We start from the raw sequence: 14973 nt of genomic DNA, 5'->3' as shown, positions 1-14973 counted from the left end.
CGAATGCGGGCTCGCGCACCGATGCCCCGCGGCTGCGCTTTGCCGCCGCCCGGAGCCGCGGCAGGGGTGGTAAAATCGCGCGTTGCGCAGCGCCCGCGGCCCGCCGATGCGGCGTGACGGGCGCATCCGGCTACCGTTTCCGTCCGGCAGCGCTGACAGCGCCAGCCCCCGCGGCGCCCCTTGTTCGCCGCCTTCTTCTTTGTTTCCTCCCTTTCCCGGTTTCCAGCATGACCTCCTCCCCGCTTTCGCCGCTCACCGCCCTGTCCCCGATCGATGGCCGTTACGCCGCCAAGGCCGATGCGCTGCGCGAATGGCTGTCCGAGGCGGCCTTCATGCGCAACCGCGTCAAGGTCGAAGTGCACTGGCTGATCGCGCTGTCGCAGGCCGGCCTGCCCGACATGCCGAAGTTCTCGGCCGCGTCCGAAGCCGCGCTGCTGGCGCTGGTGGACAAGTTCAGCGAGGCCGACGCCGCCCGCATCAAGGAAATCGAAGCCGTCACCAACCATGACGTGAAGGCGGTCGAGTACTGGCTCAAGGAGCAGGTCAAGGGCAACGCCGAACTGGAAGCCGCCAGCGAGTTCATCCACTTCGCCTGCACCTCGGAAGACATCAACAACACCTCGCACGGCATGATGCTCAAGGGCGCGCGCGAAGGCGTGGTGGTGCCGGCGCTCAAGCGCGTGCACGCCCGGCTGGTGGAACTGGCAAAGCTCAATGCCGCCCAGCCGATGCTGTCGCGCACCCACGGCCAGCCGGCCAGCCCGACCACGCTGGGCAAGGAAATGGCCAACGTCGCCGCGCGCCTGGCGCGCGCGATCCAGCGCATCGAGCAGGTGGAACTGCTGGGCAAGATGAACGGCGCGGTGGGCAACTACAACGCGCACCTGTCGGCCTACCCGACGTTCGACTGGGAGGCGTTCTCGAAGCAGGTCATCGAAACCCGGCTGGGCCTGACCTTCAACCCGTACACCATCCAGATCGAGCCGCACGACTACATGGCCGAGCTGTTCGACGCGATCGCCCGCGCCAACACCATCCTGCTCGACCTGAACCGCGACGTCTGGGGCTATATCTCGCTGGGCTACTTCAAGCAGAAGACCAAGGCCGGCGAGATCGGCTCGTCGACCATGCCGCACAAGGTCAACCCGATCGACTTCGAGAACTCGGAAGGCAACCTGGGCCTGGCCAACGCCGTGCTGCGCCACCTGTCGGAGAAGCTGCCGGTGTCGCGCTGGCAGCGCGACCTGACCGACTCGACCGTGCTGCGCAATATCGGCGTGGCCTTCGGCTACAGCCTGCTGGCCTATGAGGCCTGCCTGCGCGGCCTGGGCAAGCTGGAAACCAACCCCGAGCGCCTGGACGAAGACCTGGACAACTGCTGGGAAGTGCTGGCCGAGCCGGTGCAGACCGTGATGCGCCGCTTCGGCGTGCCCAACCCGTACGAGCAGCTCAAGGAGCTGACCCGCGGCAAGGGCATCTCGCGCGAGGCGCTGCAAACCTTTATCAACGGCCTGGCGATCCCCGACGACGCCAAGAAGCTGCTGCTTGAGATGACGCCCGCCAGCTATATCGGCAAGGCGGTGGTGCTCGCCGAGCGAATCTGAGCGGAATTCCAGAAAACTAAACCGTCATCCCTGCGAAAGGGGCGATCAAGTGTCTTTAGCGGCACTACATCACCGCCCTTCGCGGGGACGACGATCAGCAAAAGCCATCCCTCGGGATGGCTTTTTGTTTTCCGACGCTCCCACCTCCGTCTTTGTGACGCCTGCGCCAGAATGTCGCTTCAAAGCATTTGAATAACTTAATGAAGGACTGTCCTGCACCGGCGCACATCGGGCCGCAATAATGCGAGAATCGTCAGCGCACGGGCGGGTGGTTCCGGCCGGTGCCTTCCCCAAAATTGTGAAACGCCCGTGCCGCGGGCGAGAGGAATCCGATGCGTTCTACCGCCCCCGTTCCCGCCGGCTACGGTGCCACCGCGATCGCCCTGCACTGGCTGGTGGCGCTGGCCATATTCGCCGCGTTCGGGCTGGGCCTGTACATGACCGGCATCCCGGGGCTGACGCCGACCAAGCTCAAGCTCTACTCCTGGCACAAGTGGCTGGGCGTGACGATCTTCGCCGTCGCCGTGCTGCGCGTGCTGTGGCGCGCCACCCACGCCGCGCCGCCGGTCGCACCGGGCACCCCGGCGTGGCAGGCGCGGGCCGCGGCCGGCGCCCACCATCTGCTGTACCTGCTGATCGTGATCGTTCCCATCAGCGGCTACCTGTACAGCTCGGCCGCGGGCGTGCCGGTGGTCTACCTGGGTTTGTGGAAGATGCCGGCGCTGATCGAGAAAAGCGATGCGCTGAAGGAAGTGCTGAAGTTCACCCATATCTGGCTGAACTACCTGATGGCGGCCGTGGTCGTTGTCCATGCGGCGGCGGCGGTGAAACACCAGTTCGTCGACCGTGACGGCACGCTGGGCCGGATGCTGCCGTTTTTGCGCTGAGCCTGGCGCGCCAAGCTTTTCGTTCCGCGGCGCCGCTGCGCCGTCCCTGACAGGAGTTTTCTCAGATGAAACGCAATTCCCGCCGCGGCTCGGCCCCTATCCGCGCCACCCTGGCCGCCGTGCTGGCCGCCACCGGCATCGCCGCCAACCTGGCCTGGGCCCAGGTCGACGCCGCCAAAAGTTCGGTGACCGCGGTGGCGCGCCAGATCGGCGTGCCGATGGAAGGCAAGTTCAGGAAGTTCGACGCCAACGTCAGCTTCGACCCCGCCAAGCTGGCAACGTCGTCGGCCAAGATCGAGATCGACGTGGCCAGCTTCGAGATCGGCGATGCCGAGACCACCAAGGAAGTGAAGGGCAAGGACTGGTTCGACGCCGCCAGATACCCCAAGGCGGTATTCCAGTCGACCAGCATCAAGAACGGCACGCCGGGCAAGTACGACGTCGCCGGCAAGCTGACCATCAAGGGCAAGACCGTCGACGTGGTGGTGCCCGCCACCTACCGCCAGGAGGGCGCCGCGCAGGTGTTCGAGGGCGCGCTGCCGATCAAGCGCACCGCGTTCAATATCGGCGACGGCGAATGGAAGGACACCTCCGTGGTCGCCGACGACGTCCAGATCAAATTCCGTATCGTGCTGGCCAGGAAGTAAGGCCGGCATTCCGCTGACGTACCCAGGACTTACCTGAACCGCTCCATCCCAACCCTGACTTGTCGGGAGACACCATGAAACTGCGTTCCCTCGTTGCCGCCGTCGCGGCCGTTTCCGCAACCGCCGCCTTCGGCGTGGCTTCGGCCAACACCGTGACGTACAACCTCGATCCGACCCACACCTACCCCAGCTTCGAGGCCGACCACCTGGGCGGCCTGTCGACCTGGCGCGGCAAGTTCGACAAGTCCAGCGGCGTGGTGACGCTGGACCGGGCCGCCAAGGCGGGCTCGGTCGAGGTCAAGATCGACCCGGCTTCGATCGATTTCGGCAATGCCAAGCTCAACCAGCACGCCAAGGGCCCGGACATGTTCGACGTCGAAGCCTTCCCCGAGGCCACCTACAAGGGCAAGTTCTCCAAGTTCAAGGGCGACGTGCCGACCGAGGTCGACGGCGTGCTGACGATGCGCGGCGTGTCCAAGCCGGTCAAGCTGGAAATCCGCGAATTCAAGTGCATCCAGCACCCGATGCTCAAGCGCGAAGCCTGCGGCGCCGACGCCGTGGGCCAGTTCAACCGGGCCGATTTCGGCCTGGACTATGGCGTCAAGATGGGCTTCAAGCCCGAGGTCAAGCTGGCCATCCAGGTGGAAGGCGTGCGCGCCGACTGAGCGCGCGGCCCGCTGGGCGGGCAAGCTGCTGCCAAGGCCGGCCAATGCCGGCCTTTTTTGTTGTATTGCACCATGCGGGGGGCTGCCACGGCACTTTGTTGTGCGAGTTGCGACGGGCACAGTACAATGACCCGCGGCAATCCACCATGATCCGGGGCATTGCGACTCCGCCACGGCGGGGGCACCGATGCCCGCAACCGGCTAAAGCGCATCACTATGAGCATTCGCTGCATGTCCCGACACCGGTAGCCATTCCCGCGACCCCCTCGCCCTCATGCTGTACCCGGCCGTTCTGCCCTGGCTGTATGGCCCGCAGCGTTTCCCGGTTTTCCCTGGCGCTATACCGTGTACTCCAAAACGCAAATCGATCCGGTAGTTAGTTTCCGCAACTCGCAGGGCGAGCAGGTGCGGGGCACCATTGTCAATCTCCAGAGAAAGTCTCTGGTGATGGAGATCTACAACCCGTATTCGATCGTGCAGGTCAGCGAGGTGCTGAGCGAACTCAGTGTCCGCATGGGCACGAAGAACGCGTATCTCGGCAAGGCGGTGGTGATGAGCCTGGTGAACACCGGCCTGACCGCGGTGGTGTCGCTGACGCTGATCGACGAATGGCTGGAGCTGAGCAACCTCGACGACGAGCCCAAGTCGGTAGCGCGCGAGTCGCTGCAGTTCGTGCAGGACTGGGAGAAGCGCTTCAATATCCGCCGCGACTACCAGATCGTCGTCAACGAGATGCGCGCGTTCCTGTCCGAAGTATCGCGCTGGGTAGAGCAGGTCGACATGACCAGCACGCTGCCCAAGGAGGGCGAGACCCTGCGCATGGACGTGTTCGAGGAGCTGGCGACTCCGATCGCGCTGAAGATCCGAGAATATTCCGCGCGGCTCGACGGCGAGGCGGCGCATGTGCCGGAAGAAGACACCGTGATGCACCGCACCTTCACCCAGGCGGCGCTGCATCCGCTGCTGCTGCGCTCCCCGTTCGTGTTCCGGACCTACACCAAGCCGCTGGGCTATGCCGGCGACTATGAGATGGTCAACCAGATCCTGTCGGATCCGCGCCAGGGGCCCAGCACCTACTTCCAGATCGTCAATGCGACCTTCCTGCAGTCGTCGGTGGCCGCAGCGCATCGCAACCGCATCGACTTGCTGGTGGATTTTCTGGTGCGCATGGCCGAGCAGGCGCGCGCCGCGGGCAAGCCGTTCCGGCTGCTGAACGTGGGCTGCGGTCCCGCCGTCGAAATCAACCGCTTCATTACCGAATACCCCGAGCCCCACTGGCTCTCGTTCCAGCTGCTCGACTTCAGCCAGGAAACCCTGGATTACGCCCGCGACCGCATCAACGAGAGTTGCCGCAAGGCCAATGCGAGGATCGAGGTGGAGTATGTCCACCACTCGGTGCATGAACTGCTCAAGCGCCGCATCGACCCGGACCCGTCGCTGCGCGAGTTCGACGGCGTCTATTGCGCCGGCCTGTTCGACTACCTGTCCGACCGGGTCTGTGCGCGCCTGCTCAGTTATTTCTCCACGCGCACCCACCCCGAGGGGCGCATCCTGGCTACCAACGTCCACGTCAACAACCCGGAACGGTACAGCATGGAACATATGCTGGAGTGGTACCTGATCTATCGCGACGAGGCTGGCATGGCGTCGCTGCTGCCGTCCAACACGCGCGACAGCCGCACCTATGCCGACCCGACCGGCGTCAACGTGTTCGTGGAAGCGGTAGTGACCGATCCGGCCAAGGCCTGACGCCATGCTGAAACGGACCGCGAGCAGGTATTCCCCGTACGAGGCCGACCTGCGCGAGTTCCGCCTGGTATCGAGCCGGGCGGGCGCGCTGACTGCCATCGTGCTGGTGCTGGCGGGGGTCGGGCTCGACTACGGCATCTATCCCGATCACCAGCTGCAGTTCTTTGTCGTGCGCCTGTTGGTCTCGGCCCTGATTGGCCTGATCCTGCTGCTGCTGGTCAACCAGGCCGGCAGGCACTACGTGCAGCCGCTGACGCTGGCCTGGCTGCTGCTGCCGCAGATGATGATCGCATGGATGATCGCCACCACCGACGGGGCGTCGTCGATCTACTATGCCGGATTGAACCTCGTCATCTTCGCAGTCGGCATCGCCATGCCGATGGGGTTGTGGCAGACCATCGGCTTCGGCGTGGTGACGTACCTGATGTACCTGGCCGCCTGCCTGATCCACCCCGACGGCCTGGCGCAGCGTGCGCACTTCATCGTCAATTCGCTGTTCATCCTGTTTTCGATCGTGGCCAGCGCGGTCTACACCTTCATGAACGAGCGCGGGCATTTCCACCTGATCCGGCTGAAGGAAGAACTGGCGCGCAAGAACGAAGAGCTCGCCGACATCAACCGGCGGCTGGCCGACATCAAGGGCCAGATGCTGCAGCAGGAAAAGATGGCCGCGATCGGCACGCTGGCCGCGGGCCTGCTGCATGAGGTCAACAACCCCGTCAACTTCTGCCTGATGGCAATCGAAGTGGCGATGGAAGAGCCGCAGGCCAAGGCGAGCCCGCCGCTGGAGGAATGCCTGCTCGATGCCAAGCAGGGCATGCAGCGCATCCAGCATATCGTTTCCGACCTGAAGACTTTCGCCTACCGCAAGCCTGGCGCCGAGGTCGAAGGCACGCCGTTCCTGTTCGAAAAGGCGCTGGATTCATCGATCCGCCTGACCGCGCATGAATTGCGCGGCGTCACCCTGACGCGCGAGCTGGTGCCCGACACGCTGGTGCTCGGCGACGAGGCGGCCATCATCGGCGTGCTGATCAACCTGTTCTCGAACGCCGCGCTGGCCATGCGCAAGGCCGGTACGGCGGCACCCGCAATCCACACCACGGCCCGCTGGGACAACCATCGCCTGCACGTAACCGTGCGCGACAACGGCCCCGGCATCCCGCAGGAAAACCTGGCGCGCGTGTTCGAGCCGTTCTTCACCACGCGCGAGGTGGGGCAGGGCCTTGGCCTGGGCCTGTCGATCAGCTACGCGGTGATCGAGCGCCACGGGGGCCAATTGTTTGCCGAAAGCGAGTTCGGCCAGTGGACCGCCTTCAGCTTCGACCTGCCGCGTGCGGAGTAACCAGCCATGAGCGAAGTCCTGCAGGCGCGGCCCGCCATCCTCTACGTCGACGACGAAGACATGGCGCGCAAGTACTTCGCCCGCGCGGTCGGCGCCGACTATGAGGTGCTGCTGGCCGGCAGCGCCGACGAAGCCATGTCGGTGCTGCGCTCCGATCCCGCCCGCGTGGCCATACTGGTGACCGACTTCCGCATGCCCGGGCGCGATGGCGGCGTGCTGCTGCGGCAGGTGGCGCAGGCTTATCCGCACGTGGTGCGCATCCTGGTCACGGCCTATGCCGACAAGGACGTGCTGCTGCAGACCGTCAACAGCGGCGAGATCTTCCAGATCCTGGAAAAGCCGCTGAGCGTGAGCAACCTGCGCGACGTGCTGGCCCGCGCCGCCGAGCGCCATCGCGAACGCACGCTGCGCCAGCACCGGCTGATGGCGATCGACGAGACCCTGGCCTTCCTGGCGCACGAACTCAATACGCCGCTGGCTGCCATCGCCAATTTTGCGCGCGGCATCAGCGGACGCGTGGCGGGCGAGTACAGTGCCCAGCGCCAGAGCGAAATCGGCCAGGCCGCCAGCGCGATGCACGACAACGCCCAGTATTGCCTGGCGGTGCTGTCGTCGTTCCTGCAGTCGGTGCGCGACAGCGCCGGCAACGCGCCCGCCGGGCGCGCCGCCGGCACCGAGGTTCGGGCTGGGGCCCTGGTGTCCGCGCTGCTGGACAGCTATCCCTTCGTGGGCGACCAGCGCAGCTGGGTCGAGGTAGACCTGCAGGGAGACTTTCCCGTGCAGACCCTGCCCAACTGCGTGGCACTGGTGCTGTCGTCGGTGATGAGCAATGCGCTGCGGGCGCTGGCCGATGTCGGTGCGCCGTCGCTGCGCTTTGTGGTGGCTGCGCAGCCGCGTGCCGAGATCCGCATCTGCGACAACGGCCCCGGCATTCCGCCCGAAGTGATGGACCGGCTGCTGGTCGATCCCGTCACCACCCACGCCAGTGCCGGCGGCAGCGGCCTGGGCATGATTTTCTGCAACCGCGTCATGCAGTCCTTTGGCGGCGGGATCCGGATCGAGTCCGCATCCGGCGCCGGCACCACGGTGACGCTGGACTTTCCAAGTTTCAAGAGTCGAACGCACAGGAGTGAGTAATGACCGAACCGAATGCCACCCAGGCACCACCCCCGGCGATTCTGTTCGTCGATGACGAGGCCACGGCAGTTAAATATTTCCAGCGCGCCATCGGCGCGCTGGCACCGGTGGTCACCGGCGGCTCCGTCGAGGAGGGCAAGGCCTTGCTGGACGCCCATGCCGACAGCCTCGCGGTACTGGTGTCGGACCAGCGCATGCCGGGCGAGTATGGCAACGAACTGCTGCGCTACGCGCGCGAACGCTACCCGCACATCGTGCGCATCCTGACCACCGCGTACTCGGAACTCGACCAGACCGTCGAGGCGGTGAACCAGGGGCAGATCCACCGCTATATCAAGAAGCCGTGGGACATCACCGCGCTGCGCATGGAACTCAAGCAGGCGCTGGAACTGGCGGGGCTGCGCAAGGAGCGCGACCAGCTGGTGCGCGAGAAGCTGTCGGTGCTGCAGACCCAGACCGTGGCTTCACGCATTGGCATGGTGCATGCACTGTGCGCCAGCCTGATCGGCCCGGGCCGCTTCCAGCCGGTGGAGACCTACCTCGCCGCGGTGGACCTGGCCGGCGCTGGCAGCGTCGATCCGGACTGGCAGCGCATGGATTACGCCGACCTGGTGCGCGCCGAAGCCGAGCGCAGCGGCAGCTTCGGCCATGCCGTGGGCACGCGCCTGGCGCAACTGCGCGGCAGCCATGCCGGCAAGAGCGCGGCCGATGCCGCGGCGGTGATCGCCGACGCGCTCGGCAGCGAAGTGGTGCGCCGCGACGGCGATGCGGTGGTTTGGACCCAGCCGGCCGCGCTGGCCGAGTTCCTAGCCCAGCCCGTGGGCACGGCGGTATCGATGCATCATGCCGCCTGGCTGGCCAGCCTGCTTTGGCTGGAGGAGGCAGGCGGCGCGCTGAAGTTCGTCCGCGACGGCGACACCATCGTCTGCCGCGCCGCCCCGCGCAGCGAGACCTTCGCCTCCGACCGCCTGGCCGCGTGGATCGAGCGCTTCTCGATGCCGGCCTGAGTTTCCCAGGCCGCTGCCATGAAAAACGGCGCCCCGCGGGGCGCCGTTCTGTTTTCCGGGCGGGCAGGGCTCAGGCCTGCGCGCCGTAGTTGGGGTCGTTGCGGTCGGTCGAGTCGCCTTTCTTCTCGCCCTTGACCAGGTCCTCGCGCTTCACGCCCAGCCACATCGCCAGCGCCGCGGCAACGAACACCGACGAGTAGATGCCGAACAGGATGCCCACCGTCAGCGCCAGCGCGAAGTAATGCAGCGTCGGGCCGCCGAAGAAGAACATCGACAGCACCATCATCTCGGTCGAGCCGTGGGTGATGATGGTCCGCGACATCGTGCTGGTGATGGCGTGGTCGATGACCTCGTGCGTGGTCATCTTGCGGTACTTGCGGAAGGCCTCGCGGATCCGGTCGAAGATCACCACCGATTCGTTCACCGAGTAGCCCAGCACCGCCAGGATCGCCGCCAGCACCGACAGCGAGAACTCCCACTGGAAGAAGGCGAAGAAGCCCAGGATGATGACAATGTCGTGCAGGTTGGCGATGATGCCCGCCACCGCGAACTTCCACTCGAAGCGGAACGACAGGTAGATCACGATACCCGCCACCACGCACAGCAGCGCCAGCAGGCCGTCGGTGGCCAGCTCCTTGCCCACCTGCGGGCCGACGAACTCGACGCGCTGCAGCTTGACGTCAGGCGACGCCGCGGTGAGCGCGCCCATCACCTGCTCGCTCTGCTGGGCGGAGGTGGCGGGCTTGCCGTCCGGGCCCTTCTGCAGCGGCAGGCGGATCATCACGTCGCGCGAGGTGCCGAAGTTCTGCACCTGCACGTCGGTGTAGCCCAGCTTGCCCACCTGGCCGCGGATCTTTTCCAGGTCGGCCGCCTGCTGGTAGCTGACCTCCATCACCGTGCCGCCGGTGAATTCGATCGACAGGTGCAGGCCCTTTTGCCAGAGGAAGAACACGGCGGCGGCAAACGTCAGGAAGGAGATCACGTTGAAGATCAACGCGTGCTTCATGAACGGAATGTCGCGCCGGATGCGGAAGAATTCCATGTTGAATCCTGTTCTGTACTACGTGTTGTGCCGCGGGCCGCTTACTTGGCGACCGGCGTGTCGGTGGTATTGCCGGGCTTCCAGATCTGGCCGATGGCCACGCTCTGCAGCTTCTTCTTGCGGCCGTACCAGAGGTTGACCAGGCCGCGGTTGAAGAACACCGCCGAGAACATCGAGGTCAGGATGCCCAGGCAGTGCACCACGGCAAAGCCGCGCACCGGGCCCGAGCCGAACGCCAGCAGCGCCAGGCCGGCGATCAGCGTGGTCACGTTGGAGTCCAGGATGGTGGCCCAGGCGCGGTCGAAACCGACCGCGATCGCCATCTGCGGCGACGCGCCGGCGCGCAGTTCCTCGCGGATGCGCTCGTTGATCAGCACGTTGGCGTCGATGGCCATGCCCAGCACCAGCGCGATGGCGGCGATGCCCGGCAGCGTCAGCGTGGCCTGCAGCATCGACAGCACCGCGATCAGCAGCAGCAGGTTCACGCCCAGCGCGACCACCGAGAACACCCCGAACAGCATGTAGTACAGGATCATGAACACGCCGATGGCGGCAAAGCCATAGGCCACCGAATCAAAGCCCTTCTCGATGTTGTCGGCGCCCAGCGACGGGCCGATGGTGCGCTCTTCGATGATCTCCATCGGCGCGGCCAGCGAGCCGGCGCGCAGCAGCAGGGCCAGGTCGTTGGCGGCCTCGGTGGAGTAGGAGCCGGTGATCTGGAAGCTCGAGCCCAGTTCGGACTGGATCGTCGCCACCGTCAGCACTTCGCCCTTGCCCTTCTCGAACAGCACGATCGCCATCGGCTTCTTCAGGTTCTCGCGCGAGACATCGCGCAGCACGCGGCCGCCCTGGGCGTCGAGCTTGATGTTGACCGAAGGCTGCTGGTTCTGGTCGAAGCCGGCCGAGGCGCTCTCGATGCGGTCGCCGGTGAAGATCACCTGCTTCTTCAGCACCACCGGGGCGCCGTTGCCTTGCGTGAACAGCTCGCTGCCGAACGGGATCGGGTCGCCCGGGCGCGGGCTGCGCGGCGCGTCGTTGTCGACCAGGCGCGCTTCCAGCGTGGCGGTGCGGCCGATGATGTCCTTGGCCTTGGCGGTGTCCTGCACGCCCGGCAGCTGCACCACGATGCGGTCGGCGCCTTGCTGCTGGATCACCGGCTCGGCCACGCCGAGCTCGTTGACGCGGTTGTGCAGGGTGGTGATGTTCTGCTTGACCGCGGCGTCCTGCACGGCGCGGCGCGCGGCCTCGGTGAAGGTGCCGACGAGGTTGTTGCCGTCCAGGGCGAAAGCCACTTCGCGCAGGCTGTCGGCCAGCAGCGCGCGGGCGCGGCCGGCTTCGTCGGCGTTGTTGAAGCGCACCGTCAGGCGCTCGCCGTCGCGGTCGATGCCGCCGTGGCGGATGTTCTTGTCGCGCAGCAGCGTGCGCGCGTCGCCGGCCAGGCTGTCGAGCTTCTTGTCGACCGCGCCCTTCATGTCGACCTGCAGCAGGAAGTGCACGCCGCCGCGCAGGTCCAGGCCCAGGTACATCGGCAGCGCGTGCAGCGAGGTCAGCCAGCGCGGCGAGCCCGACAGCAGGTTCAGCGCCACCACGTAGGCGGGATCGGCCGCGTCCGGGTTGAGCGCGCGCGACAGCACGTCCTTGGCCTTGAGCTGCTCGTCGGTGGTGCGGAAGCGCGCCTTGACCGAGCCCGACTGGCCGGAAATATCGAAGAAGATGCCGTCGGGCTGCAGCTGGTTCTGCGCCAGGATCTCTTCAACCTGCTTCTGCATCGACAGGTCGACCTTGACCGTGGCCTTGCCCGAGGACACCTGCACGGCAGGCGCCTCGCCGAAGAAGTTCGGCAAGGTGTAGATGATGCCGATGGCCAGGGCCACCAGGATCACGAGGTATTTCCAAAGCGGATAACGATTCATCTCGGGCCAGTCATTCAGCGGTTGGCGGGGCCGGCGCAGGCGTGGCACGCCACGTCGGCGGGGCCGAACCGGTTTGGCAAACAGCCGCCTGGCAGCCGCGGATGGAAGCCGGTGGGGCTTCGTCGGGCTGGATCAGGCGGCTGCCGGGGCATGCGCGAACGGGCATGCCGGAAAAGACAAAGGCGGGAGTCGCGCGCGCGATCCGGGGGATCAGAGCGCCTTCAGCGAGCCCTTGGGCAGCACCGTGGTCACGGCATTCTTCTGCACCGTGATCTCGGTGCCTTCGGCGATTTCCAGGCTGACGTACTGGTCGGTGACCTTGGTCACGCGGCCCAGGATGCCGCCGGCGGTGACGACTTCGTCGTTCTTGGCCAGCGCTTCGAGCATTGCCTTGGCTTCCTTCTGGCGCTTCATCTGCGGGCGGATCATGATGAACCACAGCACACCAAACATCAGGATGATGGGCAGGAAGCTCATCAGGCCGCCAGCCGCGCCGCCGGCACTGGCGGTCTGGGCAAATGCGTTAGAAATCAGCACGTTGGTTCTCCGTCACAAAGTCAGTCAATTAATCGAACATTCTATCATTCGCGCCCAGCCGTCCCTCGCATTCTAGGGCGGAATACGGGTTTGTTCGGGTGCGTTCGGGGCAACTTGCGGCGGACGCCGCGCCTTGACCGGCTATTCGACCGCCGGCGGCGCGAAAGTTCGCGCCGCCCGGGGTTGTCACTGCGTGCCGCGGGCGCGGTCGGCGGCGAACTGGCGGCGGAAGTCGGCAAAGCGGTGCTGCTCGATCGCCTCGCGCACTTCGCGCATCAGTTGCAGGTAGTAGTGCAGGTTGTGGATGGTGTTCAGGCGCGCGCCCAGGATTTCGCCGACGCGGTGCAGGTGGTGCAGGTAGGCGCGCGAGAAATTGCGGCAGGTGTAGCAGGCGCAGCTCTCGTCGAGCGGGCGCGGGTCGTTGCGGTGCGCGGCGTTCTTGATCTTGACGTCGCCGTAGCGGGTGAAGAGCCAGCCGTTGCGCGCGTTGCGGGTCGGCATGACGCAGTCGAACATGTCCACGCCCGCGGCGACGCCCGCGACCAGGTCTTCGGGCGTGCCCACGCCCATCAGGTAGTGCGGCTTGTTGGCCGGCAGCCGCGGCGCGACGTGTTCCAGCACGCGCATCATGTCTTCCTTGGGCTCGCCCACCGACAGCCCGCCGATGGCAAAGCCGTGGAAGTCCAGCTCCGACAGCCCCGCCAGCGACTCGTCGCGCAGGTCCTCATACATGCCGCCCTGGACGATGCCGAACAGCGCGTTCGGGTTGGCGAGGCGCTCGAACTCGTCGCGCGAGCGCTTGGCCCAGCGCAGGCTCATGCGCATCGACTTGGCGGCCTCGTCGTGCGTGGCGGGGCGGCCGTCGATCTCGTACGGCGTGCATTCGTCGAACTGCATGACGATGTCCGAGTTCAGCGTGCGCTGGATCTGCATCGAGATCTCGGGCGACAGGAAGAGCTTGTCGCCATTGACCGGAGAGGCAAAGGTGACGCCATCTTCGGTGATCTTGCGCAGATCACCTAGCGAAAACACCTGGAAGCCGCCGGAATCGGTCAGGATCGGCTTGTCCCAGCCGATAAACTTGTGCAGGCCCTGGTGAGCATTTACCACCTCCAGCCCCGGGCGCAGCCACAGGTGGAAGGTATTGCCCAGGATGATCTGCGCGCCGATCTCGTTCAGTTCCAGCGGCGACATCGCCTTGACCGAGCCATAGGTGCCCACCGGCATGAAGATCGGCGTTTCCACCACGCCGTGGTTCAGCGTGACGCGGCCGCGGCGGGCGTTGCCGTCGGTGGTGATGAGTTCGAAGTTGAGCATGGCGAATAGTCTGAAATCAGGCCGCGGCGGCGGCGTCGGGCTGCCGGGTCAGCAGCATGGCGTCTCCGTAGCTGAAGAATCGGTAGCGCTGCTCAACCGCATGGCGGTAGGCGGCGCGGATCGCTTGCACCCCGGCCAGCGCCGACACCAGCATCAGCAGCGTCGACTTGGGCAGGTGGAAGTTGGTGATCAGCGCATCGACCAGGCGGAAGCGGTAGCCGGGCGTGATGAAGATATCGGTGTCGCCGCTGCCGGCGGCGAGCGTGCCGTCGGGTCGCGCGGCCGATTCCAGCGCGCGCAGCGAGGTGGTGCCGACCGCGATCACGCGGCCGCCGCGCGCGCGGGTGTCGCGCACGGCCTGGGCCAGTTCTTCCGAAATCGCGTACCACTCCGAATGCATCTTGTGCTCGGCCAGGTTCTCGGTGCGCACCGGCTGGAAGGTGCCGGCGCCCACATGCAGCGTCAGGAAGGCGCGGCGCACGCCGGCGGCGTCGAGCCGGGCGAACAGCGCGTCGTCGAAATGCAGGCCCGCGGTGGGCGCGGCGACCGCGCCGGGGCTGCGTGCGTAGACGGTCTGGTAGCGGGTCTCGTCGTAGGCGTCGGGGTCGTGCGTGATATACGGCGGCAGCGGCAGGCGGCCGTAGCGCTCGATCAGGTCCAGCGCCGGCTCGGGGAAGCGCAGCGTGAAGAACTGGTCCACGCGCGGGCCCACGGTCACGGCGAAGGCGCCGTCGGCCAGGTGCAGGGCGCTGCCTTCGGCCGGGGTCTTGGACGCGCGCACCTGGGCCAGCACGGTATGCGTGTCGAGCACGCGCTCCACCAGCACCTCGATCTTGCCGCCGCTGGGCTTGTGGCCGAAGAAGCGGGCCTTGATCACGCGGGTGTCGTTGAACACCAGCAGGTCGTCCGGCCCCAGGTAGTCGACGATGTCGCTGAAGGCGCGGTCGGCCATGCGCACCGCGTCGGCGGTGTCGCCGGCGGCCAGCCGCTCCACCACCAGCAGCCGGCTGGCGCTGCGGTCGGGCAGCGCGCTCTGGGCGATCAGTTCGGGCGGTAGCGGAAAATCGAAATCGGAAAGCGTCAACATCGTGGGAAGGGGCGGGCTGCGCGGTCTGCAGGCTGTGGC

13 protein-coding genes are annotated in these 14973 nt (G+C 66.3%); 8 read left to right on the top strand and 5 right to left on the bottom strand.

Annotated elements, in window-relative coordinates; genetic code table 11:
• Positions 1–227 precede the first annotated feature (227 nt).
• The 8 genes from purB (at position 228) to CBM2594_RS13980 (ending at position 9038) form a co-directional block, all read left to right on the top strand.
• On the top strand, positions 228–1604 hold the full coding sequence (gene purB / locus CBM2594_RS14015; RefSeq protein WP_116357353.1) for an adenylosuccinate lyase: 1377 nt from the start codon (positions 228–230) through the stop codon (positions 1602–1604).
• A gap of 332 nt (positions 1605–1936) precedes the next feature.
• The gene (locus CBM2594_RS14010; RefSeq protein WP_116357352.1) at positions 1937–2491 is read left to right on the top strand and encodes a cytochrome b; all 555 of its coding nucleotides are present in this window, start codon (positions 1937–1939) and stop codon (positions 2489–2491) included.
• A gap of 65 nt (positions 2492–2556) precedes the next feature.
• Positions 2557–3138: a YceI family protein gene (locus CBM2594_RS14005; RefSeq protein ID WP_116357351.1), complete on the top strand. Its 582-nt coding sequence runs from the start codon at positions 2557–2559 to the stop codon at positions 3136–3138.
• A gap of 74 nt (positions 3139–3212) precedes the next feature.
• Complete coding sequence (locus tag CBM2594_RS14000) at positions 3213–3803, top strand: YceI family protein (protein ID WP_116357350.1); 591 nt, start codon at positions 3213–3215, stop codon at positions 3801–3803.
• A gap of 345 nt (positions 3804–4148) precedes the next feature.
• Positions 4149–5552 (top strand): class I SAM-dependent methyltransferase, encoded by a 1404-nt coding sequence (locus CBM2594_RS13995; RefSeq protein WP_116357349.1) that lies wholly within the window; start codon positions 4149–4151, stop codon positions 5550–5552.
• Between the two features lie 4 nt (positions 5553–5556).
• Positions 5557–6894, top strand: a complete 1338-nt coding sequence (locus CBM2594_RS13990) for a sensor histidine kinase (protein ID WP_116357348.1) — start codon at positions 5557–5559, stop codon at positions 6892–6894.
• A 6-nt stretch (positions 6895–6900) separates the two neighbouring features.
• Positions 6901–8031, top strand: coding sequence for a hybrid sensor histidine kinase/response regulator (locus tag CBM2594_RS13985; protein WP_116357347.1), 1131 nt, complete (start codon positions 6901–6903; stop codon positions 8029–8031).
• Positions 8031–9038, top strand: a complete 1008-nt coding sequence (locus CBM2594_RS13980) for a response regulator (protein WP_116357346.1) — start codon at positions 8031–8033, stop codon at positions 9036–9038. The genes CBM2594_RS13985 and CBM2594_RS13980 overlap by 1 nt, the downstream gene beginning before the upstream one ends.
• A 70-nt stretch (positions 9039–9108) precedes the next feature.
• On the opposite strand, the gene secF is transcribed toward CBM2594_RS13980, so the two are convergent.
• The 5 genes from secF to queA all read right to left on the bottom strand — a co-directional run bounded on the left by secF (position 9109) and on the right by queA (position 14934).
• Positions 9109–10080, bottom strand: a complete 972-nt coding sequence (secF, locus tag CBM2594_RS13975; protein ID WP_116357345.1) for a protein translocase subunit SecF — start codon at positions 10078–10080, stop codon at positions 9109–9111.
• Between the two features lie 41 nt (positions 10081–10121).
• Positions 10122–11993, bottom strand: a complete 1872-nt coding sequence (gene secD, locus CBM2594_RS13970) for a protein translocase subunit SecD (RefSeq protein WP_116357344.1) — start codon at positions 11991–11993, stop codon at positions 10122–10124.
• A 210-nt stretch (positions 11994–12203) separates the two neighbouring features.
• The gene (yajC, locus tag CBM2594_RS13965; RefSeq protein WP_116357343.1) at positions 12204–12530 is read right to left on the bottom strand and encodes a preprotein translocase subunit YajC; all 327 of its coding nucleotides are present in this window, start codon (positions 12528–12530) and stop codon (positions 12204–12206) included.
• 186 nt (positions 12531–12716) lie between these two features.
• Entirely contained in the window at positions 12717–13847 is a 1131-nt protein-coding gene (gene tgt / locus CBM2594_RS13960) for a tRNA guanosine(34) transglycosylase Tgt (RefSeq protein WP_116357342.1), read from the bottom strand.
• A 16-nt stretch (positions 13848–13863) separates the two neighbouring features.
• Entirely contained in the window at positions 13864–14934 is a 1071-nt protein-coding gene (queA, locus tag CBM2594_RS13955) for a tRNA preQ1(34) S-adenosylmethionine ribosyltransferase-isomerase QueA (protein WP_116357341.1), read from the bottom strand.
• Positions 14935–14973: the final 39 nt, after the last annotated feature.

It is taken from the genome of Cupriavidus taiwanensis (assembly GCF_900249755.1).
GTDB classification, from domain to species: Bacteria; Pseudomonadota; Gammaproteobacteria; order Burkholderiales; family Burkholderiaceae; genus Cupriavidus; species Cupriavidus taiwanensis_D.
Note: the sequence above shows the minus strand (reverse complement) of the source record. Positions and strands in the feature narration are given on the sequence as shown.